Annotated in this window: 25 protein-coding genes and 1 CRISPR repeat array; of the genes, 4 read left to right on the top strand and 21 right to left on the bottom strand. The window is 44.0% G+C overall.

The annotated features are described in order from the left end of the window. Positions 1 to 46: 46 nt before the first annotated feature. The 3 genes from E0698_RS11905 to E0698_RS11895 all read right to left on the bottom strand — a co-directional run bounded on the left by E0698_RS11905 (position 47) and on the right by E0698_RS11895 (position 4,297). A complete protein-coding gene (locus tag E0698_RS11905; protein ID WP_192511684.1) occupies positions 47 to 925 on the bottom strand; it encodes a hypothetical protein in 879 nt (292 codons plus the stop codon). A 145-nt stretch (positions 926 to 1,070) separates the two neighbouring features. Further along, positions 1,071 to 2,537, bottom strand: a complete 1,467-nt coding sequence (locus E0698_RS11900) for an Ig-like domain-containing protein (RefSeq protein WP_192511683.1) — start codon at positions 2,535 to 2,537, stop codon at positions 1,071 to 1,073. 293 nt (positions 2,538 to 2,830) lie between these two features. Beyond that, positions 2,831 to 4,297 carry a hypothetical protein gene (locus E0698_RS11895; protein WP_192511682.1) on the bottom strand — a complete coding sequence of 489 codons (1,467 nt, stop codon included), beginning with the start codon at positions 4,295 to 4,297 and terminating at the stop codon, positions 2,831 to 2,833. Positions 4,298 to 4,690: 393 nt separating this feature from the next. Continuing rightward, a CRISPR array of direct repeats spans positions 4,691 to 5,936; the repeat unit is 32 nt; unit sequence ATTTCAATCCACGCACTCATATAGAGTGCGAC. 366 nt (positions 5,937 to 6,302) lie between these two features. Between E0698_RS11895 and E0698_RS11890 the strand changes: the two genes are divergently transcribed. Next, a complete protein-coding gene (locus tag E0698_RS11890; RefSeq protein WP_134913384.1) occupies positions 6,303 to 6,791 on the top strand; it encodes a hypothetical protein in 489 nt (162 codons plus the stop codon). Between the two features lie 40 nt (positions 6,792 to 6,831). On the opposite strand, the gene E0698_RS11885 is transcribed toward E0698_RS11890, so the two are convergent. The 7 genes from E0698_RS11885 to E0698_RS26785 all read right to left on the bottom strand — a co-directional run bounded on the left by E0698_RS11885 (position 6,832) and on the right by E0698_RS26785 (position 9,438). After that, positions 6,832 to 7,662, bottom strand: coding sequence for a siderophore biosynthesis protein (locus E0698_RS11885; protein WP_192511681.1), 831 nt, complete (start codon positions 7,660 to 7,662; stop codon positions 6,832 to 6,834). Between the two features lie 9 nt (positions 7,663 to 7,671). Then, the gene (locus tag E0698_RS11880; protein WP_192511680.1) at positions 7,672 to 8,124 is read right to left on the bottom strand and encodes an AAA family ATPase; all 453 of its coding nucleotides are present in this window, start codon (positions 8,122 to 8,124) and stop codon (positions 7,672 to 7,674) included. Between the two features lie 3 nt (positions 8,125 to 8,127). Beyond that, positions 8,128 to 8,352: a hypothetical protein gene (locus E0698_RS26490; protein WP_202894874.1), complete on the bottom strand. Its 225-nt coding sequence runs from the start codon at positions 8,350 to 8,352 to the stop codon at positions 8,128 to 8,130. Then, positions 8,276 to 8,542 carry a CbrC family protein gene (locus tag E0698_RS27665; protein ID WP_443146910.1) on the bottom strand — a complete coding sequence of 89 codons (267 nt, stop codon included), beginning with the start codon at positions 8,540 to 8,542 and terminating at the stop codon, positions 8,276 to 8,278. Before E0698_RS27665 ends, E0698_RS26490 begins: the two co-directional genes overlap by 77 nt. 49 nt (positions 8,543 to 8,591) lie before the next feature. Next, positions 8,592 to 8,705 carry a putative holin-like toxin gene (locus E0698_RS26795; RefSeq protein ID WP_337916212.1) on the bottom strand — a complete coding sequence of 38 codons (114 nt, stop codon included), beginning with the start codon at positions 8,703 to 8,705 and terminating at the stop codon, positions 8,592 to 8,594. Between the two features lie 84 nt (positions 8,706 to 8,789). Then, entirely contained in the window at positions 8,790 to 9,071 is a 282-nt protein-coding gene (locus E0698_RS26790; protein WP_238353963.1) for a hypothetical protein, read from the bottom strand. Position 9,072: 1 nt separating this feature from the next. Continuing rightward, on the bottom strand, positions 9,073 to 9,438 hold the full coding sequence (locus E0698_RS26785; RefSeq protein ID WP_238353962.1) for a hypothetical protein: 366 nt from the start codon (positions 9,436 to 9,438) through the stop codon (positions 9,073 to 9,075). Positions 9,439 to 9,608: 170 nt separating this feature from the next. Between E0698_RS26785 and E0698_RS11865 the strand changes: the two genes are divergently transcribed. Continuing rightward, positions 9,609 to 9,824, top strand: a complete 216-nt coding sequence (locus E0698_RS11865; RefSeq protein WP_134913380.1) for a helix-turn-helix domain-containing protein — start codon at positions 9,609 to 9,611, stop codon at positions 9,822 to 9,824. 582 nt (positions 9,825 to 10,406) lie between these two features. Here the strand turns inward: E0698_RS11865 and E0698_RS11860 are convergent. Continuing rightward, a complete protein-coding gene (locus tag E0698_RS11860; RefSeq protein ID WP_192511679.1) occupies positions 10,407 to 11,087 on the bottom strand; it encodes a hypothetical protein in 681 nt (226 codons plus the stop codon). Positions 11,088 to 11,247: 160 nt separating this feature from the next. Between E0698_RS11860 and E0698_RS11855 the strand changes: the two genes are divergently transcribed. Further along, on the top strand, positions 11,248 to 11,676 hold the full coding sequence (locus tag E0698_RS11855) for a DUF4395 domain-containing protein (RefSeq protein ID WP_192511678.1): 429 nt from the start codon (positions 11,248 to 11,250) through the stop codon (positions 11,674 to 11,676). 17 nt (positions 11,677 to 11,693) lie between these two features. On the opposite strand, the gene E0698_RS11850 is transcribed toward E0698_RS11855, so the two are convergent. Both E0698_RS11850 and E0698_RS11845 read right to left on the bottom strand, forming a co-directional pair. After that, complete coding sequence (locus E0698_RS11850) at positions 11,694 to 12,041, bottom strand: DUF2294 domain-containing protein (protein WP_025685630.1); 348 nt, start codon at positions 12,039 to 12,041, stop codon at positions 11,694 to 11,696. A gap of 271 nt (positions 12,042 to 12,312) precedes the next feature. Next, entirely contained in the window at positions 12,313 to 12,741 is a 429-nt protein-coding gene (locus tag E0698_RS11845; protein ID WP_192511677.1) for a MarR family winged helix-turn-helix transcriptional regulator, read from the bottom strand. Positions 12,742 to 12,898: 157 nt separating this feature from the next. On the opposite strand from E0698_RS11845, the gene E0698_RS11840 reads away from it, so the two are divergent. Then, positions 12,899 to 14,209 (top strand): amidohydrolase family protein, encoded by a 1,311-nt coding sequence (locus E0698_RS11840; RefSeq protein ID WP_192511676.1) that lies wholly within the window; start codon positions 12,899 to 12,901, stop codon positions 14,207 to 14,209. 209 nt (positions 14,210 to 14,418) lie between these two features. Here E0698_RS11840 and E0698_RS11835 read toward each other — a convergent pair whose 3' ends face one another. The 8 genes from E0698_RS11835 to moaA all read right to left on the bottom strand — a co-directional run bounded on the left by E0698_RS11835 (position 14,419) and on the right by moaA (position 21,961). Beyond that, complete coding sequence (locus tag E0698_RS11835) at positions 14,419 to 15,954, bottom strand: right-handed parallel beta-helix repeat-containing protein (protein WP_192511675.1); 1,536 nt, start codon at positions 15,952 to 15,954, stop codon at positions 14,419 to 14,421. A gap of 223 nt (positions 15,955 to 16,177) precedes the next feature. After that, entirely contained in the window at positions 16,178 to 16,843 is a 666-nt protein-coding gene (modB, locus tag E0698_RS11830) for a molybdate ABC transporter permease subunit (RefSeq protein WP_192511674.1), read from the bottom strand. A 27-nt stretch (positions 16,844 to 16,870) separates the two neighbouring features. Continuing rightward, positions 16,871 to 17,683, bottom strand: coding sequence for a molybdate ABC transporter substrate-binding protein (modA, locus tag E0698_RS11825; RefSeq protein ID WP_192511673.1), 813 nt, complete (start codon positions 17,681 to 17,683; stop codon positions 16,871 to 16,873). Positions 17,684 to 17,786: 103 nt separating this feature from the next. Continuing rightward, positions 17,787 to 18,866 (bottom strand): thiazole biosynthesis adenylyltransferase ThiF, encoded by a 1,080-nt coding sequence (locus E0698_RS11820; protein ID WP_192511672.1) that lies wholly within the window; start codon positions 18,864 to 18,866, stop codon positions 17,787 to 17,789. A gap of 63 nt (positions 18,867 to 18,929) precedes the next feature. Continuing rightward, positions 18,930 to 19,658 carry a molybdenum cofactor biosynthesis protein gene (locus tag E0698_RS11815; RefSeq protein WP_273041977.1) on the bottom strand — a complete coding sequence of 243 codons (729 nt, stop codon included), beginning with the start codon at positions 19,656 to 19,658 and terminating at the stop codon, positions 18,930 to 18,932. Between the two features lie 54 nt (positions 19,659 to 19,712). After that, the gene (locus tag E0698_RS11810) at positions 19,713 to 19,961 is read right to left on the bottom strand and encodes a MoaD/ThiS family protein (RefSeq protein WP_192511671.1); all 249 of its coding nucleotides are present in this window, start codon (positions 19,959 to 19,961) and stop codon (positions 19,713 to 19,715) included. Positions 19,962 to 20,094: 133 nt separating this feature from the next. Next, positions 20,095 to 20,907: a formate dehydrogenase accessory sulfurtransferase FdhD gene (gene fdhD, locus E0698_RS11805; protein ID WP_192511670.1), complete on the bottom strand. Its 813-nt coding sequence runs from the start codon at positions 20,905 to 20,907 to the stop codon at positions 20,095 to 20,097. A 40-nt stretch (positions 20,908 to 20,947) separates the two neighbouring features. Continuing rightward, on the bottom strand, positions 20,948 to 21,961 hold the full coding sequence (gene moaA, locus E0698_RS11800; RefSeq protein ID WP_192511669.1) for a GTP 3',8-cyclase MoaA: 1,014 nt from the start codon (positions 21,959 to 21,961) through the stop codon (positions 20,948 to 20,950). Positions 21,962 to 22,206: the final 245 nt, after the last annotated feature.

Below are 22,206 nucleotides of genomic sequence, written 5' to 3'. Positions count from 1 at the left end.
TGTTGTAATCCACATTATTCCACATCTCGGGATTAGCCTTGAAGCCTTAATTAACGTGAACGCCCAAGTTCCGAAAAAAGCCGCGCAAGTTCTGACTATATGAGTCCTGTATAGCGGAAGATTCCTTAAGAATATTTTGCATACTGTTCATAAATGCGGAAGCTGAAGTCGTATCAGACTTGTCAAACCGGTTCTCTATTCGCGTGTTATTTAGCAACTCCGCAATCTCTCCTGTACGTTCCTTATACTTCTCAATCCATTTGGGGTTTTGAGGAACCTTTTGTGCAAAATCTATCAGCTGACTCAGTCCATTCCCTCCACCTTTAATGTCATTGATGAACGCAGTATATTTTTGGGGATCAGCCTGCCTCATCACTTCAGACAGTTTGACATAATCCTCAGGGGCACCTAACGGACGGTCTATTGGAGTCGTGTAGTTAATATCTCCGGTCTCCGGATCAGTTGATCGTGTCAAAGCAATAGCCGCTATCTGGTTCATGGTTTCCAAGAACTCTTTGGCCTTATCCCCTTCCATATAGTGGTCTGCAATATACTTGGATTGGGAAACTCCCATCTCCAGTAGCACGGTTCGCTGGCTCTCATCTGTTACTGTACCATTGACGATAAAATTGGATTCAATCATACTGTACACCGCATTGGACACTTCTTCTGGCTGACCTTCTAAAACCCGGTTTAATGTATCGTTGATCTGGGTTGTACCGAAATACTTAGCAGCCTGTGATACAATAGCTCCTTCAGCCAGCTGCCTACCGGTTTCGCTAATCTCTACGGAGTCTTGAACAACGAGTTCAGAGGGTTTTCCTTCATAAAGTTGGGGGGATTGGACTTGCTTTGCTGCCGGATTTATCCGCAAGCTACTAGTGTTAACAACAGCTTGATGCATTCTAAGGGGCTCAAAATTCATTCTATTTCCTCCTGTCATTTTGTAACAGGCACTCTAAGTCGTATGTATAATGTAATGTGACCCTGTTTCTATATATATCGGACAAAGCACATATGGAATGAATATATGCTTTGTCCTAAAAATGAACAAATATTAAAGCAGTTAATCAACCGCCATAAATACTGTAAGCGAAGTGATATACAACATCTGTGTCTATAATCGAAGTACCTCTAACCTGAGCAGCTACCCCTGAGAGATCAAAATAGTGTGTAAAACTGATTGCTCCAGACAGATATTCCGCAATACTTCCAGTTGAAGGTGGCAGGGAGACGGTAACACTAAAGGCTCCATTCTGATCCGTATATGCAGTACCTGTGCGAGTGCGATTTCCACTGCTTTCGGTCCAGTTCTGATTCAACCATGTCACATCAACAGGCGCATTTACAACTGGAAAATTATCAGTTGTAGTAACGACACCCTTCACAGTAAAACTGCTGCTTCCATTAACTCGATAATGGCGCCCATAAGAGTAGGTTGGGTAGTCATTAGGCCCATTTTTAGAAGAATCGTAACTGGTAATTACAATTTTTCCAGCCCGAAGTACTGGTTTAAGTGTTAGTGTATACAAATGGTCAGTTGAATACTGATTTGTGGTGTATACTCGTACATAGTAGGTTCCAGTATTTAAAGAAACATTGTGATTCGTTTGCGGGAGAAGCACCATCTGGTTGCCACTGAGAGCTCCATAAACTTCCGCTTTGTAACCGTAGCTTTCCGAGGTACTATCCAGCTTTACATTTAATGCATCGTAATTACGGCTTGCGGGGATCGTGATTTGATACCAGTCGTTATCAATGCCTGAATGGATGGAACGTGAGTTAAGGGAAGATCCACCCGTACTAAAGGTAAAGTTATAAGCATGAAAAGCGCTCTCATCCGGCTCATATGCATCGTAGCTGGAACTTGTATCGACAGTTAGATAGAAGGGATCATTAATGCTAGAGCCCTTCTTGGCATGAACTGCAATCGCATAAGCTTTTTCAGATCCGATAGCGTTGCGCGCTCCTACGTTTTCGGGAAGTGATGCAGCCCCCTGTTCATAATTGTTAAAATAAGTCCCGTAGGTGGAAGCGTCAATAGCATTGGGATTAATGTCACCTGTCGTCATATCAAACTCGTATAAGTATAAATCATAGTCAAGCTGTGCTGAAAATGGACCATCCAGCTGAGCTTGCAACAATTCGCCGGGCTGCAAGTAGATTGGGTATAAAAACTGTGTACCTCCCTCTTCCGTAATCGTACCGGAATACGTAGCAGTAGATGCTGTGGCTGCTGTTGGGCTTGCTTTCAGCGAAGGAACAGTTTCTTTTTTCAATGAGGGTGTCTCTGGTGTCTTGAAGTTGAGATCTTCCTTCATTGCATACACCGAAGAAGTAATACTGTCCGGCTTGTCTGCCCGCGTTAGCTGCTTAATAACATCTTCATTCACAGCTGTTAGCTGAACATTGGACTCCGCCTTAATCGCTTGGTCCGATACCCTCTCTGTGCTTTGACTCGCGTTCGCAGTCATCCCGAAGGCAAACAGGAGCATCGTACTCAGCATAACTGCAATAGCCTTTTTGAACCTCTTCATACTGAAATCCCCTCTCAAATGGTTTAAGGAATTCCCGCTATTCCCCGGATAAACCAGGGTAACTTCTAGGCTGTATGACTCTATCATAAAACACTTCTAGTTCTAATGGAATATACTGTACTAAATATTTTTATTTGTAATATATGATATCAGGACCATTGGCGTATAAAGTAATGTAGTGTGGCTGAATCAAAAAAACATAAAGAGTCTCCTTTTTCGAAAATGGAAAGCCTCAGCAAGCCATTGCGAAAAAAGCGACTCTTATGTTTTACTCTACTACGTTAAAAGATGATTTAATTTCTAATACTGTAAGCAAAAAGATAAATAATATCCGTTGTGCTAATCGAGGTTCCATCGACTTGAGCAGCTACCCCAGTAAGATCATAATAGTGTGTAGAACTAATTTCACTCAAGTAATCCACATTTCTTCCTGTCGATTGTGGAAGAGAAAGTGTGACACTAAAGGCCCCATTCGCGTTCGTATAAGTGGAGGCCGTTCTGGTACGGTTACCGCTACTTTCGCTCCAGTTCTTATCCAGCCAAACGATAGTAACAGGTGCATTCGCAACCAGATAACCGTCCGTTGTTTTAACAACACCATTCACGATCAGGCTGCTGCCTCCATTAATACGATAATGACGACCATAAGAGTAAGTCGGATAGTCATAATAGCCATTGGAGTTATAGCCAGTGATTTCAATTTTCCCAGCCTTGAGTACCGGTTTAATGGTTAGTGTATACAAATGGTCAGCTGAATACTGACTTGTGGTGTATACTCGCACATAGTAAGTTCCCGTGTTCAAGGAGACATTGTGATTGGTTTGCGGGAGAAGCACCATTTGGTTACCCGTGAGCACCCCATAAACTTCCGCTTTGTAGCCATAGCTTTCCGAAGTGCTATCGAGCTTTACATTTAATGCATCATAATTACGGCTTGCTGGTACCGTGATTTGATACCAATCGTTATCTATACCGGAATGGATGGAGCGTGAGTTAATCGAAGAACCTGCGTTGTTAATCGTAAAATTATAAGCATGAAAGGCGCTCTCATCCGGCTCATATGCATCATATTTGGAGCTTGTATCCACAGTTAGATAGAAAAGATCATTAATACTTGACCCCTTCTTGGCATGAACTGCAATTGCATAAGCCTTTTCAGATCCAGTCGTGTTGCGTGTTCCTACGTTTTCGGGAAGTGATGCGGCTCCCTGTTCATAATTGTTAAAATAAGTACCATAAATCGAATTGTCAATGGCATTGGGATTAATGTCACCTGTCGTCATATCAAACTCATATAAGTATAAGTCATAGTCAAGCTGTGCTGAAAACGGTCCGTCCAATTGAGCCTGCAACAATTCACCGGGCTGCAAATAGATCGGATATAAAAACTGTGTACCTCCCTCTTCCGTAATCGTACCGGAATATGTTGCGGAGGACGCTGTGGCTTTCGCTGATGCTGACTTTGGACTTGCTTTCAGCGAAGGGGTAACTTTCTTTTTCAAAACAGATTTCTGTGGTGTTTGTAAGTTGATATTTTCCGTAATGGCATACACTGAATCTGTAATGCTGGCGGGCTTGTCTGCCCGTGTTAAATGTTTAATGACGCTTTCATTTTCAGTTGTTAGCTGAACATTGGACTCCGCTTTAATCGCTTGTTCCGTTTTACCCTCTGTGGTTTGACTCGCGTTCGCAGTCATCCCGAAAGAAAGCAGGAGCACTGTGCTTAGCATAACCGAAGTTGCCTTTTTGAACCTATTCATACTGAAATCCCCTCTCGAATGTTTTAAGAAATTTCCACTATTTCCAGATACATCTGGAAAACTTCTAAGCTGTCTATCACTATCATAAAACAATTTTGGTTCTAATGGAAGATACTTCTTAAAATATTCTTATTTGTAATCCGTGATAATTAAGTCACCGCTTTTGGAACTATGTGTACTCGCCTCCTACACTTTTCTCTCTCTACTCTTCTTTCCTAAAAACCACGACGAAAAAGGCTCCCCTAATTAAAAGGTAGCCTTCTTTGGGTTTCAATGCTAAAAAACTTGAGCGCACGCAAAACACGTAAAAAGTTATTTTGAGAGCTTTGCTTCAATCCGCACTCATATAGAGTGCGACTTTTGCTAATGAATCTGCAAAGTTACTTTCTGCGTATTTCAATCCACGCACTCATATAGAGTGCGACCACATCTCAGAAAACAACAGGATACGAACCTAAAGTATTTCAATCCACGCACTCATATAGAGTGCGACTAATCACGGAATCGGCTCTTAATAATCAATCAGGGGATTTCGATCCACGCACTCATATAGAGTGCGACTCATGAAGCTGGAGAGTTAATTAAGAAGCTCGAAGAGATTTCAATCCACGCACTCATATAGAGTGCGACTACATTCGGCGATATCGCCTAACGCTACATAGGCCGATTTCAATCCACGCACTCATATAGAGTGCGACAATGCTAAGATAGGTTCATAAGGAAACAGCGTACTGATTTCAATCCACGCACTCATATAGAGTGCGACGGTCATTGAATTGTCCGCTACCGAATCGACCTATATTTCAATCCACGCACTCATATAGAGTGCGACTTCAGACTTCTTTTTACTGTAATACATACAAAGCTCCTTAATTTCAATCCACGCACTCATATAGAGTGCGACATTCGATCACCAAGGGTCAACTTATCAATCAGCCTATTTCAATCCACGCACTCATATAGAGTGCGACCTATGAGCTCACAGGTATTATCCTCACGAAAAATCAATTTCAATCCACGCACTCATATAGAGTGCGACGCTTCCCCAATAAATGTAGAATTACGGCCTGCTGATTTCAATCCACGCACTCATATAGAGTGCGACGTAGTATGTGTTTCCATACTCGTTTGCTGCTGTATTTCAATCCACGCACTCATATAGAGTGCGACCCTTTGACATTTACCAAAGTCATATCCTCATAATCATTTCAATCCACGCACTCATATAGAGTGCGACGCGGGGGAATCTCTCCTTCTATCCCAGGAGCCAGTCCAATTTCAATCCACGCACTCATATAGAGTGCGACTGATACTTGTTGGAAAATTTTTTGATCATAAAAATATTTCAATCCACGCACTCATATAGAGTGCGACAAAAATTATGCAAAGACAGTCTATTTGTGGGACTATTTCAATCCACGCACTCATATAGAGTGCGACCCCATGTTGACCATGATGACCGTCCCAATCATATTTCAATCCACGCACTCATATAGAGTGCGACATCCCGATTGAAGACGTTGACAAGGCGCTACGGCAATTTCAATCCACGCACTCATATAGAGTGCGACTTATTGATGAATCGGAGGGTGATAAGTAATGTATATATTTCAATCCACGCACTCATATAGAGTGCGACAGCGAAAATGCAGTAATTCATACCCTAACGATATCAATTCCACACATTACCGTAAAAACTGATGCCCAATAAGCTTGGATCAACTATTGACTTTTACGGATAGATAGCCAATCCAATACTTTTCGACAAGTTTCGAGGTGCGAAGGACCCGGGATTTTCATGTGCGCTTGGGGTTCGCACCGAATCGGCTTCTATATGGTTACCTATTTTTAATGAACAGATCAATCAACTTAGTTTCGACACTATTTTACCATAAAAACCCTACCATTCTCTTATTTATACGATATAATAAAATGATATGGATAGTTCTTTTTGACTACAAGGCACATCGAATTACCCATAACATACATAAAAAGGGGAATACAGATGAAAAAACTTAGCGTATTTATGTTGGTATTATGTTGCTTTTCCATTTTGGCAGCCTGCTCTACCGATCCGGTAAAAAAAGATTTAATTACCTATGTGAATGATGGAATGCTTCCCTTAGCACAAGATGAAAAAGCAGTAACTGATAAGTATGAATCCGTGACCGGAGATAAATACACAGATGATCTAACACTATATAATACTTTAAAAGACAACATTATCCCCGAATATACCAAATTCGTTGATAAGTTAGAAGCTGTAAAGACGGAAACTCCTGAGGTAAGAGCCGTCCACGAAACCTACATCAAGGCCGCTAGTACTCAAAAGGAAGCCTTTATTATGATGGTTGATGCGTTGGAAAAACAGGATATGGGCTTAGTCAATGAAAGTAACGCCAAACTCAGCGAGGGTAGAAAGCTATTCCGAGATTTTGGCGAACAGGTCAACGCACTTGCCAAAGAGCATGATGTGACTATGAATAAGAAATAAGATTTAAAACTCCCTTTTTGGGAGTTTTTTTTCTATATACCTACGAATATTCGAAGCAAATAACCGCTTTTCTTAATTCTCTGTCATAAAATAAATAGACGGAATCCGCCCCAAACGCTTGAAAATAATATCCCGTGAAAGAACCGATATAGGTAAAAGTCTCGCCATTGGCACATTTAGGTACATGAAGCAAGTTCGTATGTTCGAACTGGAGCATCTCTTCGATAGATTCACCATATTCCTTTATATAGCTTTGGGCCTCTTCGGACTGAAATGCGATATCATCCAATATACCGTTGACTTCAGGAAAACTCAACCCCCAACCACTCGATTGTTTGTCCTCAAAATCGCGGGTAAGTTCTTCTACGGACTCTTTGGCATCCCCAAAGGAGGAATACGGATAAATGTTGTTATTTTTCAGGAAAAACGCTTTGCGGGATTGGTAGTCTTGTTCATTAGCTATATACGCATGCTCCACTTCATCCAGAGACATGACTTTCCTTTTCATGCGTAGATATGCTTTATCCCCGGTGGATTTCAGCGTTTCATAGGCAGCTTCCAACTGCTCTTTCTGATGAAGGATAAAATAATCCCAATCCGCTTCGAATTTGTATTTACCATCCATCACATCGAACCCCAGCATATCTTCCTTCGTGAATGTGGTGTGAAATGACTGGGTATCCTCACCTACACTGCTCTCGTGAATTTCTTTTACGGAAACAAAATGCAACCACTCGTCCTGCTCCGGGAACAAAAATTGAAGATTAATCGAGCAAATCGGCAAAAAATGCTTCCGATAATGTTCAAGATCACCAACAAATACGTCCTCATATGCTGGAAAATGTTTGATGTATTTCTCAGGTATATTCATATTTTCCTCCTACATTGTGTGATTATCCGTCAGCTTTTCGACCCGAAACGTTCCTTCACAGGATGTAACGCTGTACAGCTCATCAAAACCTTCTTCGTAGCTCGGTACTTCAAGCTTACTCATTACGCTTTTAATACCGATCTCAGGAATATGCTCTTTACCTGTCCGTTCCTCATTACGCTTAATAGATTTTGCAAAATCAGGTTCAAAATAGTAGCCTATAATTTTAAATCCCTTATTTTTTGAAATAGCTATATATTTTTTCCGTTCCTCGGCTGTCGGATTCGTATTGTCCACAACAAAGCGCTGTATCGTTTCGATGGAGGCTTGAAGATAAATATTTTCCCTGTTCCGTGTTTTAAGCATGTCTAAATTTATTCTAATATGTGTTTTAAAGAAATACTCTTTATAAAATGTCGATTTTCCAGAAGCCTGAATTCCTATAAAAATGACACATTCCAACTCTCACACATCCTTTTCCAAGTAGACGTATTGGTTGATGTAGTTTGTTTCTGATAGCCCCACCTTTGCGTTACTGTTGCTTGGTAATACATACCCCGCGCTTTTGCCAAACGGAAGATCATTCCAATTTACTCCTTTTTCCACAAACAGCTTATCTTTCGGTTGTTTTCCAAAAACCATGCTGTACTTTGCCAGGCTTGATATCCTGGCGTTCGATACGTAACTCATTGCGCTTCTCGTCTTCTAAATGTGCGCAACACGCAGCATCATGGAAGCTTCCATTCCATTTCTCAGCCGCACTGCCATCTGCAATACACCAAGGACAAATGGCTTCATAGGACTGTGAGCCACATCCATTTTTGTTGAATATCCATCTTATATATATATGTCCTCCTCTATGATTATGGTCTATACCCATTTCATTGAATTGTAACAAACGGGTTTGTAATCCGCTATAAGTGGGCCGTCTACTTTCTGTTGTGTTGGTTCAATGCGATTACGATGGTGACAATTAATCCGATCAACGCAACCAGCAGCGTACCCAACATCATCATTAATGTCAAAGCATCTTTAACCTCCACAGCCCTCACATCCTTTGCAGGAGACTAGCTAACTGCCCACCCAAGCCATTTTGTCGTCAGCGTAGCAACTATACCTATGGGTTATTATCTACGGGCATACATTTCCTCTTCTACTCTTTCAATCGCTTGAATCAGCGTCATGTGAGGGTCCTCACGTTTATACTGCATGGCCTGTTCGCCTGTACCGCCAGCATCACACCATTCCCAGTACATATGCACATCTACGGATTCCTGAAAATATACAGATAAGGCTTCGACCGGATTCATAGCATACATCGCCATAAAGGTTTCATCTGGGAGTTGCTCATAACGCAGGTATTCGTCTTTCATCAGATAGAGCAGATGCTGGATTGCCTGATCATTCACATTAAAAATGACGGATGAACGCATTGCGTCTTTCAACTGTATTCAGTATGATTTTCATAGCATGACGAATCTGCACAGCTTCGGGACTGATTTTGAGCAGGTGAATTAAATCGTTAGTGGTTAAATTGGGGTTCCAAGGAGCTGGCTCAATAATCCGTGTCCATGCATCGTTATACCCGCTTTCAAAAACCTCAATCGCGTCCGAAACATCGACACCGATGGTTTGCCATTTTCGTTGAAGTGCATCTACAATATGATAATAGTGTAGCTCTGCCGCTTCTTGCTCTCCCTTTTCCTGCTCCCACACCTGATTCATGCGTACAATATCCTTGATCGCTTGCACATTCGCTTTCCGTTTTTCAGTCATAGGTATCATCCTCCATTGAAATTCTGGTAAAATGGCAATAGCAAAGCTAAGGGTATGTTGGATACATCCCTTTGGGTTGTAGTATGCCAGTCTCGGATATGCCCTTAGGGTCATAAAATAAATATAACTCTATGGTCATATTTTGTCAACGATATATGGAGGAAATCCAAATGTTAAAAATCAGAATCAAGCTAAAGCAAGTTCTCAAAGAAAAAGGTATCACTCAAAAACAATTAGAAGAACTATCCGGTGTTTCACAAGCAAGGATATCCAAACTAAGTAGTGATGACCGACAAGAAGTGAACTTGCTTATGCTTGAAAAGATCGCTCATGCTCTGGAGATCAAGGACATTTCCGTGTTAATGCAGTTTGAAGAAACAGAATAGCGTGGTTTGTGCATGTTAAACGTAGGAATAGATTAAGGAGTCTGTGTTAAAACAGGCTTCTTTTTTGGTATTCAGCTTTTTAGGGCGGTGGTCCGAACAATTCCACGTCTATAAAAAAAGTTAGTTCATCTTGAGTTTATTAGCATTTATAACCAACATAAAAAAGGTTGCCAAGTTCTTAGGCAAACCTTTTTTATATTTCAAAGAAAATGAGGAACGTCATAGCTGTGCTACATGTGTAGTATGAGAAATACGTGCTTTCAATTCACGCTCCTACTTAAGGAGCGACCTTCTCCAAATCCAGTCGTATACGTAATTAAAACATTTCAATCCACGCTCCTACTTAAGGAGCGACGCCATCTTTCCAGAGCGGCACACACTGTTCTGACGATTTCAATCCACGCTCCCATATATAGGGAGCGACAGCATGCCTTACAAAGCCTTACCCAGCAAGGCTTTGTAAACGCTTTTTCGCAAATCTCTTTTCAACTCACCAATAAATGTTAAAAACTACACCTCAAAATCGCTGAATCCCTTGTCTGGCGCGAGGTGCGAATGTTCCGGGTCCCTTGCCTTGTTCTGTTATAAATTCTTTTTCAATTCCTGATCCTTTTGCTGCTCACTCAAATGCTGTAGTTCCTTGCTGTCATACACTAGACTCAGGGCGGGTTCGAAATTATCACCATGTAAATCAAGCAAAATTTCTGTGTCTTCTGTCTCCCATACTGCCTGATAATGCAATTCGCCTGTCGCTACAGCCATTCCCCATTGGCTTGGTGTATCTTTGTATAACTCTCCCTTCCAAAGGGTATCATCACTGCTAGGTTTGCCGTATTTCTCCGTTAGGCTCTTTTTTAAGTCATTATAATTCTCAATATACTCATTTTTATTGGTATGTTTTTCGGTCACTACATAAGCTGCACGAACCAATTGATCATCCACAAATAAGTACATGAGTCCGCTTTCCAGTCCCAATATCTTGGAATAATAGCCAACTGACTCATGATCTTCTTCCTCAACCTTCATATCTTCAGATGCCTTTACTTGTTCTTTACTCATTCCCCAGCCTACGTTGCGAAATGAAATTTTACCTTGATATCCCTTATTTTCAGTCGCTATCGTCTCATGCACAGATGAACTGGCAGAGCCTCCTGATGTATTTGAACTTGTAGCACTCTCTGTACTCGTGGTATCGCTCTTGGAAGTAGTACACCCCGATAGAACGACCCCTGCCACGCATAAACATAAAAATATCTTTTTCATAAACTGACCCCTTTACCGAATATATACCAAAACTCTACCATGACTTTGGTAATGGGTCTATAGTTATAATCATTCAAACCATTTTTCAGCTATCTATTCCCGAACCATTACGTTATAATAATCTCAATTATTTTATTCCGATGTGAAAAGGATGATATATATGAGTCAAGCTCCAGCCTCGATTCCCCGTCCGTTGGTCAGGGCTAATCAATGGGTGATTGTGCTGTCTGTGGTCTTTACCTGGATTACAGGGGCGTATGGGGTGTTAGCTATTCCGCTTGTTGCGGGGTTACTCGGTGTGCTTTTCAACTTCAATCCGGTAATGCGGATAGCCAAGCTGTTTTTAAAGAAAAGTCCTTCCTCATATGTGCAGGAGGACCGGGGACAGCAAAGATTTAATCAGCTCCTTGCTGTCTTTTTTCTGCTGGTGGCTCTGGTAGGATTTACGTTCCAATGGAGTATTGTCGCTTATGTGTTCTCGGCGATGGTGCTGGTGGCGGCATTGGTGGCTATTCTTGGCTTTTGTGTCGGATGCTTTATTCTCTACCAATGGTCCCAATATCAATATCGGAGAAGAAATCACGTATAGATTGTCTCCCCTTCATCCTATTTTGCAACAATCGTATCCTCAAATACAAAAACAGAGATGGCTATATCTTCCTCCACCTTAATATCCGAAAAGAGGTGCAGCAGTCGGGAATCCATGTAATCCTCCAGTTCTTTGTTGAACTGTACGGGATAGATTTTTTGAACCATTTTGGTTCGGGCTGCATGCACCATCTCTTTCCCGGCAACCTCTTGTGCCAGAAACTTTTCGGATGGGGTTAAATTTCCATACAGCATCGTGATGGCCATGTTATCTACAAAGGTTGTATGTATGCGTTCCGGGCCTTTTCCAAATAGCTCTTTACGTACTTTTCGAATAATTTCGTTAAAACCCGTTTCCCTTCTCATATCGCACCGCTCTCCTAAAATCTACTAAAATCCCTATTACTATTTCCATCATAACCGATTCCTATCATATAAAACAGAGACTAGCGAAAGTGATTTTTGGAACATGCTCTAGTTGCCTATTTTGGGTATTGATAAAAAAAAGCTGGAGACGAATACTAAGTGTTAGACTGGAGTGTTTGATATGGCGATATTTTGAGAAGGAAAATCGCCTCATCCCGTGCTGTTTCGGTATTTTCTTTGAAAACAGACGTCAGGTAGATTTTATCTGCAATTATAAGCGTTCATTAATTTTGATTAACATTTCCTCTAAAATTTGCTTCTCCTCTTCGGTCAGGGCTTGAACAATTTCGTCCTCCACCTTTTGGAAAGAGTCACTAAAAGCTTCAATCAATTCAATGGCTTTTGGTAAAACATAAATATTTTTTTGCCGTTCATTATTGGCCGGGATTTTGCGCTCAATGAATCCTTTTTGCTCAAGACCTTGAAGTATGCTCGTAATGCTGGCTCCGCGCAGATGAAACCGATCGGCAAGATCCTTCTGAATTAAATCATTTTCTTGATTCTCGTAGATATAGCTAATCATTTTTCCTTGTTGAGCATTTAATCCCAACTCTTTTATGCTCTCGTCCGCTCTTTTCTTTAACTTAAGACCGATAATCTGAAACAAATCCAGATAAACCGTATCCTTTTGGGTTTTCATAATCGTACCTCCTCAAATTATTAGAAGTCTAATTGTCAGTAAATAAACTATATAAATCTCTAAACTGTTTGTCAAATAAAAATTTAGTTTGTTGACAGTCATAAAACTAACAGTTAGAATTCTAAGTGTTTCAAATTGAACACTAAGGAGGAACGACATGAAGAATGTAACTCAAAGCTCTACGTTAGAAAAAGTTACAGCGATTACGAATGTACGTATTTTCGATGGAGAAAAAGTTATTGAGCCCAGAAATGTTATCATCCATGGGGAAACCATTATTTCGGTAGGCGGAGACCTTCCGACGCATGCAACGATCATCGATGGGGAAAATGCGACATTATTGCCCGGCCTGATTGATGCGCATGTCCACACTTCAATCGGTGGGTTACGAGATGCTTTAAAATTCGGCGTTACGACAGAGCTCGAAATGAACGGCGATTTTACGGAAAGAGGACGCGAGATCCAGTTGAAAAATGTGAATGACGTCGCTGAAGTCCGTTCTGCTGGCACAGCGATCACCGCTCCGGGTGGTCATCCGGATGAATTATTTCCGCATGGGGATGAAATACCTGAGTTCGTATTAAAGGAATTGGAAAAGTTATCGGAGGAAGACCGGAAAGCTATGCTAGCCGCTTACGCTCACGATCACGAAAAAGTGCCCCAAGTGACGACTGTGGAAGAAGCGATCAAACATGTGCATACCCAAGTGGAGAATGGTGCCGACTATATTAAGATCATGATTGAAGAAGGGACGGTCATGGGTGCCCCTGGACTGCCTGTTTTAAGCGACGAGATTCTAAAAGCAGCCGTGGCAGAAGCCCATAAGTTCGATAAAATCGTCATAGCCCACGTCTTGACGGCTCATTCTTCGCAAACCGCCATCGATATTGGGGTCGACGGATTGGGACACTTATTTCTCGACAGGCCCGAATACACATCTGAGTTGGTGAAATCCATAGCGGATTCAGGCGCATTTGTTATACCGTGCTTGGTATTGAACTCATCCATTCTTGGGAATTCGGCATCAGAATTGGCGAATGATCCACGTGTTTATTCCAAATTAAGTCCGGAATGGATCGATATTTTGAACTCTAGCTTCCATACTTTCCCACAAGGCAATATGGAGAATAGCTTTAAAAATGTGATGGATCTTCACCGTGCCGGTGTGGATATTCTGGTCGGGACGGATGTCGCCCCCGTTCCCGTTCCAAATCTTGGCGGCCTTTCTCATGGAGCCAGCGTCCATCATGAAATGCAGTTGCTGGTTAAGGCAGGGTTCACTCCGACAGAAGCGCTTCAGTCGGCTACCGCAAAACCGGCCCGTTGCTTTGGACTTAACGATCGCGGCCGTATTACCGAAGGTGCGCTCGCTGACCTTATACTAGTAAACGGTGATCCGACAGCCAACATCTCGGATACCTTGTCGATCAAATCCGTGTGGTTCAAAGGTGTGCAACAACTATGTTAATCAGAGTCGATATCCCCGTACAATGTCGTCAGAGCGATTGCATACATTATTAACGAACCAGACGATGTCAGTGTCATCGAAATAATTATCCGGCCGCCCTCACAAACCATATAAAAATCCGGTATTTTTTGATTCTGTGCAAGGAACATTGTAAAAAGTGCGCACCGCATGGTTTCGGTACGCACTTTTTTTATCCTTGAATATGAGACTTATTCGTAGGCACCGATGTTCACAGCGACTCCCTGTACTCTAGGCTTCCCGTCAATATCCAGCGTTCCAATGATGGCACGGTCCGTGTTCCCGGCATCGATCGCCGGTGACGAAGACTGCAAATGGAAGTCGCCGTTCGCGGCATTCACGAATTTAGGATCGACAAACAGAGAATGCGTATCGTTGCCGGTCCCCGATTTGTATGCGAAGAATCCCGTATACTCTTTATTTTTCCAGATCCAGTTGGCTTCCGAGCTGCCGCTCGGAGCAAAATATAAGTTATAATCTACAACATTGCCGGAATTTTTGGTGTATCCATTGGAGATCAGCACATCCGTGGAGCTGGCCACGAAAATATTGTTTTTGATGACGTTGTTTCGCGTATCGTACTGAACCAAAAGCTGGCCGCTTCCATCGTCAAATGTATCGTTCTTGTATAGCGTATTGTTCACGATCTTGCAGTTTACCGTTGAGCCGCGCTCCTCATTGTAACCGCCCGTGGCAATGCCAGTCAGCCGGTTGTTATATATCACGTTGCTGCGGACCGTAATATTGCTGGTGGCTTTGCCAGCATGCTCGGAAGCAATTTCGATGCCGATGTCGTTGTTGTAGCTGTAGTTCTGCTCGATAATGCTGTCCTTGCCTCCATCCACATAAATGCCGCCGGCCGAGTTGTCATCGCTCTTGTAAGATGGGTTATTTTGAACAGAATTATTGTACACCCGGTTGCCCTTCACCAGCCCGTTTCGCGCCTGATCGTAAGCAGTATTCGGCGCAGTTCCCTCAAAGCCGATCAGATCAATCCCGATGTTGTCATTATTGTGAATGAGGTTGTCGGTCACCGCAAAGCCGTCCACGTTGCCGTTTAAAACGAGCGATTCGCTGGAGCCCAGCACGAGATTGTACAGCTCATTGCCGCTGATCGTAAGGTCGTGAATCGAAGCCGGAGCTTTCGTGCCGTAAACAGCGATACCGTGAGCGTCCCGGCCCAGCCGATCTTTGCCGGTCGGGGTGACCGTGTTTTTGATGTCATGGATTTTGTTGTTGGACAGATTAATGAAGCCGCCCGAACCGTGGACATAAATACCTACAGGCACCGCATTCTTGGAAGCAGTGGTGAAATTACGGATTTCAAACCCCTGAACGGTAACGTAATTGACATCGGCCAGTTCGATCAGCCCTTCGTTCCCGCTGACCAAAAGTCCGGTGCCGTCAATGATGGCGGTCTCCGTCCCATAGTTGGTAAACACAATGGAACCCTGCGAAGCGGAGCCAGAGCGGGTGATCTTCAGTTTCTGATTGTACACGCCGCCCCGGACGTAAACCGTGCTGCCCGCAGGAACCACGTCGGCCGCGTGCTGCAGCGTCTTCCACGGCGCGTCGCTCGTTCCTGCGTTGGAGTCGCTGCCGCTCGTGGCCACATAATATTCTGTATCGGCCGCGGAGGCGGCGGGAGGCTGCACATTTCCTACCGCCAGACCTAGCCCCAAAACCATGGCTAAACCTACCATAAAAATTTTCCCTAATTTCTTCATGGTCCTCCATCCCCCTTTTCTTATTTTTTTGTGAATTATACCACAAATTCACTAAATCTGTTACGCTTGCAAACGGAGTACAGCCTTGACCGTCCGCGAGCCTCCAGGCCCTCTAATGCCAAGAGTTGGAGAGTGAATGAAGAAGTGTAAGAGTTTTTTCTCATAACAAATAAAACACAGCCTACCCTATCGGCAGACTGCGCATGTTCTTATTCCAAAAGGACTAATCCTTTACCAGTCGATTTGAAAGCATCAACATGATAAAAGAGAATAAAATGATGACCGCTACCCAGCTCCAAGAGAGTGTCATATTTCCGACCTCGGACGCGGTGTAAATCGCCGTAGGCAGGGTTTGAGTCTGTTCAGGAATATTACCTGCAAGCATCAGCGTAGCGCCAAATTCCCCTAACCCTCGTGCAAATCCGAGAATGTATCCTGAAATGAGAGGTCGGTAGGCAAGGGGCATCGTAATGTGGCGAAACACTTGCCATTCGTTGGCACCTTGCACACGTGCAATCTGCTCCACCTCAGGGTCTACAGCTTCAAAGCCTGCTTTAATCGTGCGGTAAGCCAGTGGAAAAGCAACAACTACAGCCGCCACCACTGCAGCTCCCCACGTAAATACAATCGTCTGCTGGAACAGGCTTTCGAAGACAGTGCCAATCCAGCTTTTCCTTCCCAGCAATATGAGCAAAATAAAGCCGACAACAGTGGGAGGCAAAACGAGCGGAAGAAGTAGGACGGTCTCGATCACGCTGGTTCCCCTCCGCGGCGTGCAGTACGCCATCATCCGCGCTACCACAGTAGCTAATAAAAAGACGATGATGCTGGCGACGACAGCGACTTTAACAGATACGATAACCGGAGGAAGAAAAGCTGACCAATCCAACGGGACCCCCTCCTTTATCTGTGAATTCTATTTTCCCGTCATTTCTGTAGGGGCTGAAAATCCATCTTTGCTGAACACACTCATAGCTTCATCTGTCCGCAGAAAATCAAGAAACTCGCCTGCTTCCTGGCTATGTTTGGTTGCTTTTACAATGCCTTCAGGATACAGGATGGGTGCATGCAATTCCTCGGGCACTTCCAGTGCTATGACCGTTTTATCGGATGATTTGGCATCCGTCAGATAGACGAGCCCTGCATCGGCGTTGCCTGTTTCAACATAATTCAATACCTGTCTTACGTCCTTGGCGAATACCATCTTAGGCTCCAGCTTGTCCCATAGTCCGGCCTTCGTCAGCGATTCTTTGGAATACTGTCCGGCGGGAACGGTAGTAGGCTCCCCAACAGCCACTTTCAGGAAAGAAGGACCCATCAGATCATTGAGCGTAATGCTTTTGTTATCTGTGCTTTTCGCCTTATCTTGCGGAACAACCACAACCAGTTTATTTTGAAGCAGTACGTTATCCTTTTCCACCAATGAAGCATCGGTTAATGCCTTCATTTGCTTCAAGCCTGCCGAAATAAATACGTCAGCGGGTGCGCCTTGCTCAATTTGTTTTTGTAATGTACCAGATGAAGCGTAGTTAAAGGTAAGTTTGATATCTGGGTGCTGTTTCTCATACTGGCCCTTGAGCGTATTCAGACTATCTTGAAGACTCGCAGCGGCTGATACGACTAGTTCTGTCTTGGGTGCGGACTGTACAGCAGCCGGAGACGAGCACCCAGCCAGAACCCATGCCAACAATCCAACGAACGTGAATATGTACCCAAATTTCTTTTTCAACTTGTTCTTCCCCTATCCTATAAATTCCAAAATGAGATGACGAAAATGTGATAGCGAAAATAAGGAAACATTGTACATCTCATAACGGGTCGAATCTATTGGGTCAACCCAAATATTTGTGATAAATCGATCTCGCCTCGGCGATGTCCTTCGTGCCATGAATTAAGACGCGTCCATCCTGAAAAAGAACGATTCGATGCGTTCCGATAACAACGGATACCAGGTATGAATTATGCTCCACCTTGCCCCCCTGACGGGATAACAAACGTGCCGCTTCATTCAGATCACGTACAGCACCCGGGGCCGGGCGGATTTGAACCGTATCTCGTCCGCACAAGACAGCCGTTTTAGCCTGATGCTCCGATTGTAAAAAAGGATACACAGGGTGCTCACCACACGTTGGACAATCGGCTTTCTTCATCGCGCTGATTTGGATTGCCTGATGCTGATTGTTCCACAGATCGAAAGAAATCAGCTTCCCCTGTAAGGCTGATTCGTCCCCAGTGAGCAGCTTCAATGCCTCGGCACTTTGGTAAGCCGCCACCATCTGTACAACCGGGCTAATCACACCGACCGTATCACAGGTCGCACCGCCGAGCGGTACGGTTCCGAGCAGGCAATGCAGGCACGGTGTCTGTCCTGGCACGATGGTAAAGGTTGTCCCATAGCTGCCCACACACGCCCCGTAAATCCAAGGGATTTGGTGCTTGACCGCGTAATCGTTCATAAGCAGACGTGTATCGAAGTTATCGGTGGCATCTATGATGAGGTCTACCCCTGCCGCGATATCATCGATTTCCTCCAGCGAGACGTCCCGGACTAGCGCACGAATGTCCACGTCCGAATTGATTTGCTGCAATCGCTTCTGCGCGGCCACTGCCTTGGGGATCTGATCACGGGCATCCGCTTCGTCATAGAGCTGTTGGCGTTGCAAATTGCTCCAATCTACATAATCACGGTCTACCAACGTCAGCCGTCCGATGCCCGCTCGCACCAGCATGTCAGCATTGGCAGTGCCCAGTGCGCCGGCCCCCACCATCAGCACGTGCTTACTACGGATATTTTGCTGGCCTGTCGGTCCAATTTTCGAGAATAATTCCTGTCTAGAATAACGGGCATGAGACGCATGCGCATGTGCTTGTGCAGCAACTTCTATTTTCTGGATTTTGTCCATTTCTGACATCGTTGATTTACGCCTCCATACTTATCCATTGATAGCTACAAGTTGATCAGACAAGCTAAAAGTTCAAATGTCGCCCTTATTCGAAAGCTTTGGGGTATTTTGAGGATTCCAGCCACCCAGCTGATGCCCCTTCCATTCTGAGCCGTCCTCCCACACTTCCTTTTTCCAAATCGGTACGATTTGCTTTAACCGTTCAATGGCATGGCGGCTGGCTTCGTAGCAAGTATCGCGGTGTGCAGCAGAGACAGCAATCACCACACTCGTCTCTCCAATTCTTACCGTGCCAAGCCGATGTGTAATCGCAGTACGTGTAGAAGGCCAGCGCTCTGCAATTTCGTCACCAATCTGCTTCATCGTGTTCATGGCCATCGGGACATACGCCTCATATTCAAGCAGCACCGTTCGCTGACCTTGCGTAAATTCCCGAGTCGTACCATTAAAGGTCAGCGAGGCGCCATGAGAAGGGTCGAGCACCTTTGAGGTTACTTCATCGGCATCAATCGGGTCGTACGTAATGGCAAATAAACCACATTTTGAAACGACCGTCTCCATCCCGGGTGCTGACTGATGAAGAGCAATTACATCTGATGGAAGCACAAGTTCATCTGGAGAAGCCAGCTTTTTATGATGGGTAAAAAAAGAACCTGGCAGTTGTGAAGTCACTTCCGGGTACAGCTCATTCAGCTTTTTTCGAATGTCTGCAATGGTCACCGCTCCCTGTGAAAGTTCTACCGTGATCACATCACCAAGTTGCTCCGCCATACCTGCGAATAGTTGAATACGGTATTGCATATGATCTGCCCCCTTGCACCTATTCTATCGATACACCTATCCTATTAATAGAATTTACCCTCCTGAAACCGGAGGAATAATCGCAATCTCATCATGTATACTCACGAGGTCCTCAGGAGCGGCGTAGGCTTGATTTCTGGCAACAAAAGAACCCTGCAACTGAGCTGCTGATGCAGGGAAACACTCGGATAGCAAGTCTTTTAATGCGGCAACGGTCATCGTTTCTTGCACGGTAGGCACCGTAATTATAGGCCCTCCCATCTGTTCCGCAAGTCCGGCAAATACTTGAATATGATAGTTCATTTAACATGCCCTCCTTTTCAGTACAGTGAATGTCCACCACATATGTACCAAGAAAAACCAACATGAACTAATACCCCGAAAGGTTTTATTCCATGCTGGTTAACTATGACGGTGTACATTGAAGATTTTTATATTATATTTTAGATTCAAACAGTTCATCAATCCGTTCGGTATGCGTATATACATTCAGAGAACGACTGCGTATAAAGCCGACGGTCGTAATTCCCAGATCCTCAGCCAACTCAAGTGCAAGCTCTGTGGGAGCTGACTTGGACAAAACAACTTCACAGCCGATCTTCGCAACCTTCAACAAAATTTCAGACGAAATGCGTCCGCTGAATACTATGATTTTGTCTTGTAATACAATATCATGTTTTAGGCAATGCCCATAGATTTTATCCAGCGCATTGTGTCGGCCGATATCTATTCTGGACAGGATCATCCCGTCTTTGTCGCACAGCGCTGCATTATGAACACCACCGGTCTCCTGAAACGTAAGTGCCGAGTTTTGCATTAAATTCATCAAGCGGAAGCAATCGTCAAAAGACAGCGTAACATGGGTGTCATTCATTCTTTTTGCCACTTTCGCATCATTCATAAAATAAAAGCCCTGTCTACTTTTTCCGCAGCAGGAGGTAATGTATCGTTTGGAATGGAAGTTTTGATAAAATTCATTCATTCGACGGGTTTTAATATGAACAAAGCCTTCTTTTTCCTGAACCCAAATATCTTCGATATCATCGTACCGTTGAATGACGCCTTCAGAGGCCAAAAAACCTACTGCCATATCCTCCACATACTCCGGTGTACAAACCATGGTAGCAAATTCCTGCTGATTGATTTTGATGGTCACCGGATGCTCCGTCACCACAGTGTCTTCAAAACGCTTGATCTGACCGTCACGATAACGTAGAATCTCACGTTTTACCTCAGCTGGCTTTTCCATGTGCTCCACTCCCTTGTTTCTGACAGGCTGGCTCTTCGGCTCACCCGCCGATGTGTGACATTTCAATTTTAGACGTTGCTTGCTGTGTATGATTCAGCCGTTCCTCTGAATAGCGATCGGCACGTTCTCTCCAAACACGCTCAATGTAAGCTCTAATCTCGTCATCGGACTGTTCGGAACGCAGCATCGCGCGAAGCTTGTACCCTTGAGAGGCAAACAGGCACGTGTACAAGGAGCCTTCAGCAGAAATTCTCGCTCGTGTACATGTGGAGCAGAAGGCGTCCGTAACAGACGAAATAATGCCAATTTCCCCGTCTCTGTCCTGATACCTGTAGCGCGTCGCCACCTCACCTTTGTACTGGGGTGGGACAGGCTCCAACGGCATATGCTCGTGAATGGCTTCGATGATCCGCTGCTTGGAAACGACCTGATCCAATTTCCAGCCATTGGTGTTGCCTACATCCATAAACTCAACAAAACGTAAAATATGCTTTTTCTTTTGGAAATAGTCAGCCATGGGAACAATATCCTGATCGTTAAAGCCCTTTTGCACGACCATATTTATTTTCACCTGCATCCCTGCTTGAGCCGCAGCCTCAATACCATCCAGCACCGCCTTTACGCTGCTTCTGCCCCCGTTCATTTGGCGGAACCGATCATCATCGAGCGAATCCAGACTAACCGTCACTCTCTTCAGTCCCGCCTCTCGCAGTGCTGCAGCATATTTAGGCAAAAATACGCCGTTTGTCGTCATTGCAATATCTTCAACCCCATCGAGCTGAGTTAACGAATGAATAAGCAAGGATAAATTTTTCCTCAGCAACGGCTCGCCACCAGTAATACGCAGCTTCGTAACGCCCAGCGAGACAAAAATACGGGAAAGGCGTGTAATTTCCTCAAAGGTCAATATTTTTTCTTTTGGCAAAAACGGATAGTCATGGCCAAATATTTCTTCCGGCATACAATATCGGCACCGAAAATTACATCGGTCTATGACGGATATTCTTAAGTCCCGTAACGGACGATTCCATTGATCGTCGCTCCGGTTCGCCATCCTGTTCACCTCAATCCGTCTTCATTAATAAAACTCTTTACACTCTAAATTGGAACGGTATTTCCATTCATTTTATACTGAACCAAAAAACCGGCATCACAACAACTTCTTCGCTTATGAATACCGAAGAATCTGCTAAATGCCGGTTAATTTATCTACATCAGGATTTTACGAATCCCACATCATGTGATATAGAAAAATCAAACTAACAAGCGCTGCGACAAATAAAATATACGCGATTCCCA

This window comes from Paenibacillus sp. 23TSA30-6 (genome assembly GCF_014858585.1).
Classification (GTDB): domain Bacteria; phylum Bacillota; class Bacilli; order Paenibacillales; family Paenibacillaceae; genus Paenibacillus.
Note: the sequence above shows the minus strand (reverse complement) of the source record. Positions and strands in the feature narration are given on the sequence as shown.

Excerpts from the sequence above, each read along its gene's own strand:
- E0698_RS11900 (WP_192511683.1), bottom strand. The coding sequence starts at position 2,537 with ATGAAGAGGTTCAAAAAGGCTATTGCAGTTATGCTGAGTACGATGCTC.
- E0698_RS11810 (WP_192511671.1), bottom strand. The coding sequence starts at position 19,961 with ATGAACTATCATATTCAAGTATTTGCCGGACTTGCGGAACAGATGGGA.
- E0698_RS11895 (WP_192511682.1), bottom strand. The coding sequence starts at position 4,297 with ATGAATAGGTTCAAAAAGGCAACTTCGGTTATGCTAAGCACAGTGCTC.
- E0698_RS11860 (WP_192511679.1), bottom strand. The coding sequence starts at position 11,087 with ATGAAAAAGATATTTTTATGTTTATGCGTGGCAGGGGTCGTTCTATCG.
- E0698_RS11845 (WP_192511677.1), bottom strand. The coding sequence starts at position 12,741 with ATGAAAACCCAAAAGGATACGGTTTATCTGGATTTGTTTCAGATTATC.
- fdhD (WP_192511670.1), bottom strand. The coding sequence starts at position 20,907 with ATGGAAAAGCCAGCTGAGGTAAAACGTGAGATTCTACGTTATCGTGAC.
- E0698_RS11820 (WP_192511672.1), bottom strand. The coding sequence starts at position 18,866 with ATGTCAGAAATGGACAAAATCCAGAAAATAGAAGTTGCTGCACAAGCA.
- E0698_RS11885 (WP_192511681.1), bottom strand. The coding sequence starts at position 7,662 with ATGAATATACCTGAGAAATACATCAAACATTTTCCAGCATATGAGGAC.
- E0698_RS11905 (WP_192511684.1), bottom strand. The coding sequence starts at position 925 with ATGAATTTTGAGCCCCTTAGAATGCATCAAGCTGTTGTTAACACTAGT.
- E0698_RS27665 (WP_443146910.1), bottom strand. The coding sequence starts at position 8,542 with ATGGGTATAGACCATAATCATAGAGGAGGACATATATATATAAGATGG.
- E0698_RS11890 (WP_134913384.1), top strand. The coding sequence starts at position 6,303 with ATGAAAAAACTTAGCGTATTTATGTTGGTATTATGTTGCTTTTCCATT.
- E0698_RS11835 (WP_192511675.1), bottom strand. The coding sequence starts at position 15,954 with ATGAAGAAATTAGGGAAAATTTTTATGGTAGGTTTAGCCATGGTTTTG.
- E0698_RS26490 (WP_202894874.1), bottom strand. The coding sequence starts at position 8,352 with ATGAGTTACGTATCGAACGCCAGGATATCAAGCCTGGCAAAGTACAGC.
- E0698_RS11855 (WP_192511678.1), top strand. The coding sequence starts at position 11,248 with ATGAGTCAAGCTCCAGCCTCGATTCCCCGTCCGTTGGTCAGGGCTAAT.
- E0698_RS11865 (WP_134913380.1), top strand. The coding sequence starts at position 9,609 with ATGTTAAAAATCAGAATCAAGCTAAAGCAAGTTCTCAAAGAAAAAGGT.
- E0698_RS26785 (WP_238353962.1), bottom strand. The coding sequence starts at position 9,438 with ATGACTGAAAAACGGAAAGCGAATGTGCAAGCGATCAAGGATATTGTA.
- E0698_RS11840 (WP_192511676.1), top strand. The coding sequence starts at position 12,899 with ATGAAGAATGTAACTCAAAGCTCTACGTTAGAAAAAGTTACAGCGATT.
- E0698_RS11850 (WP_025685630.1), bottom strand. The coding sequence starts at position 12,041 with ATGAGAAGGGAAACGGGTTTTAACGAAATTATTCGAAAAGTACGTAAA.
- E0698_RS11815 (WP_273041977.1), bottom strand. The coding sequence starts at position 19,658 with ATGCAATACCGTATTCAACTATTCGCAGGTATGGCGGAGCAACTTGGT.
- moaA (WP_192511669.1), bottom strand. The coding sequence starts at position 21,961 with ATGGCGAACCGGAGCGACGATCAATGGAATCGTCCGTTACGGGACTTA.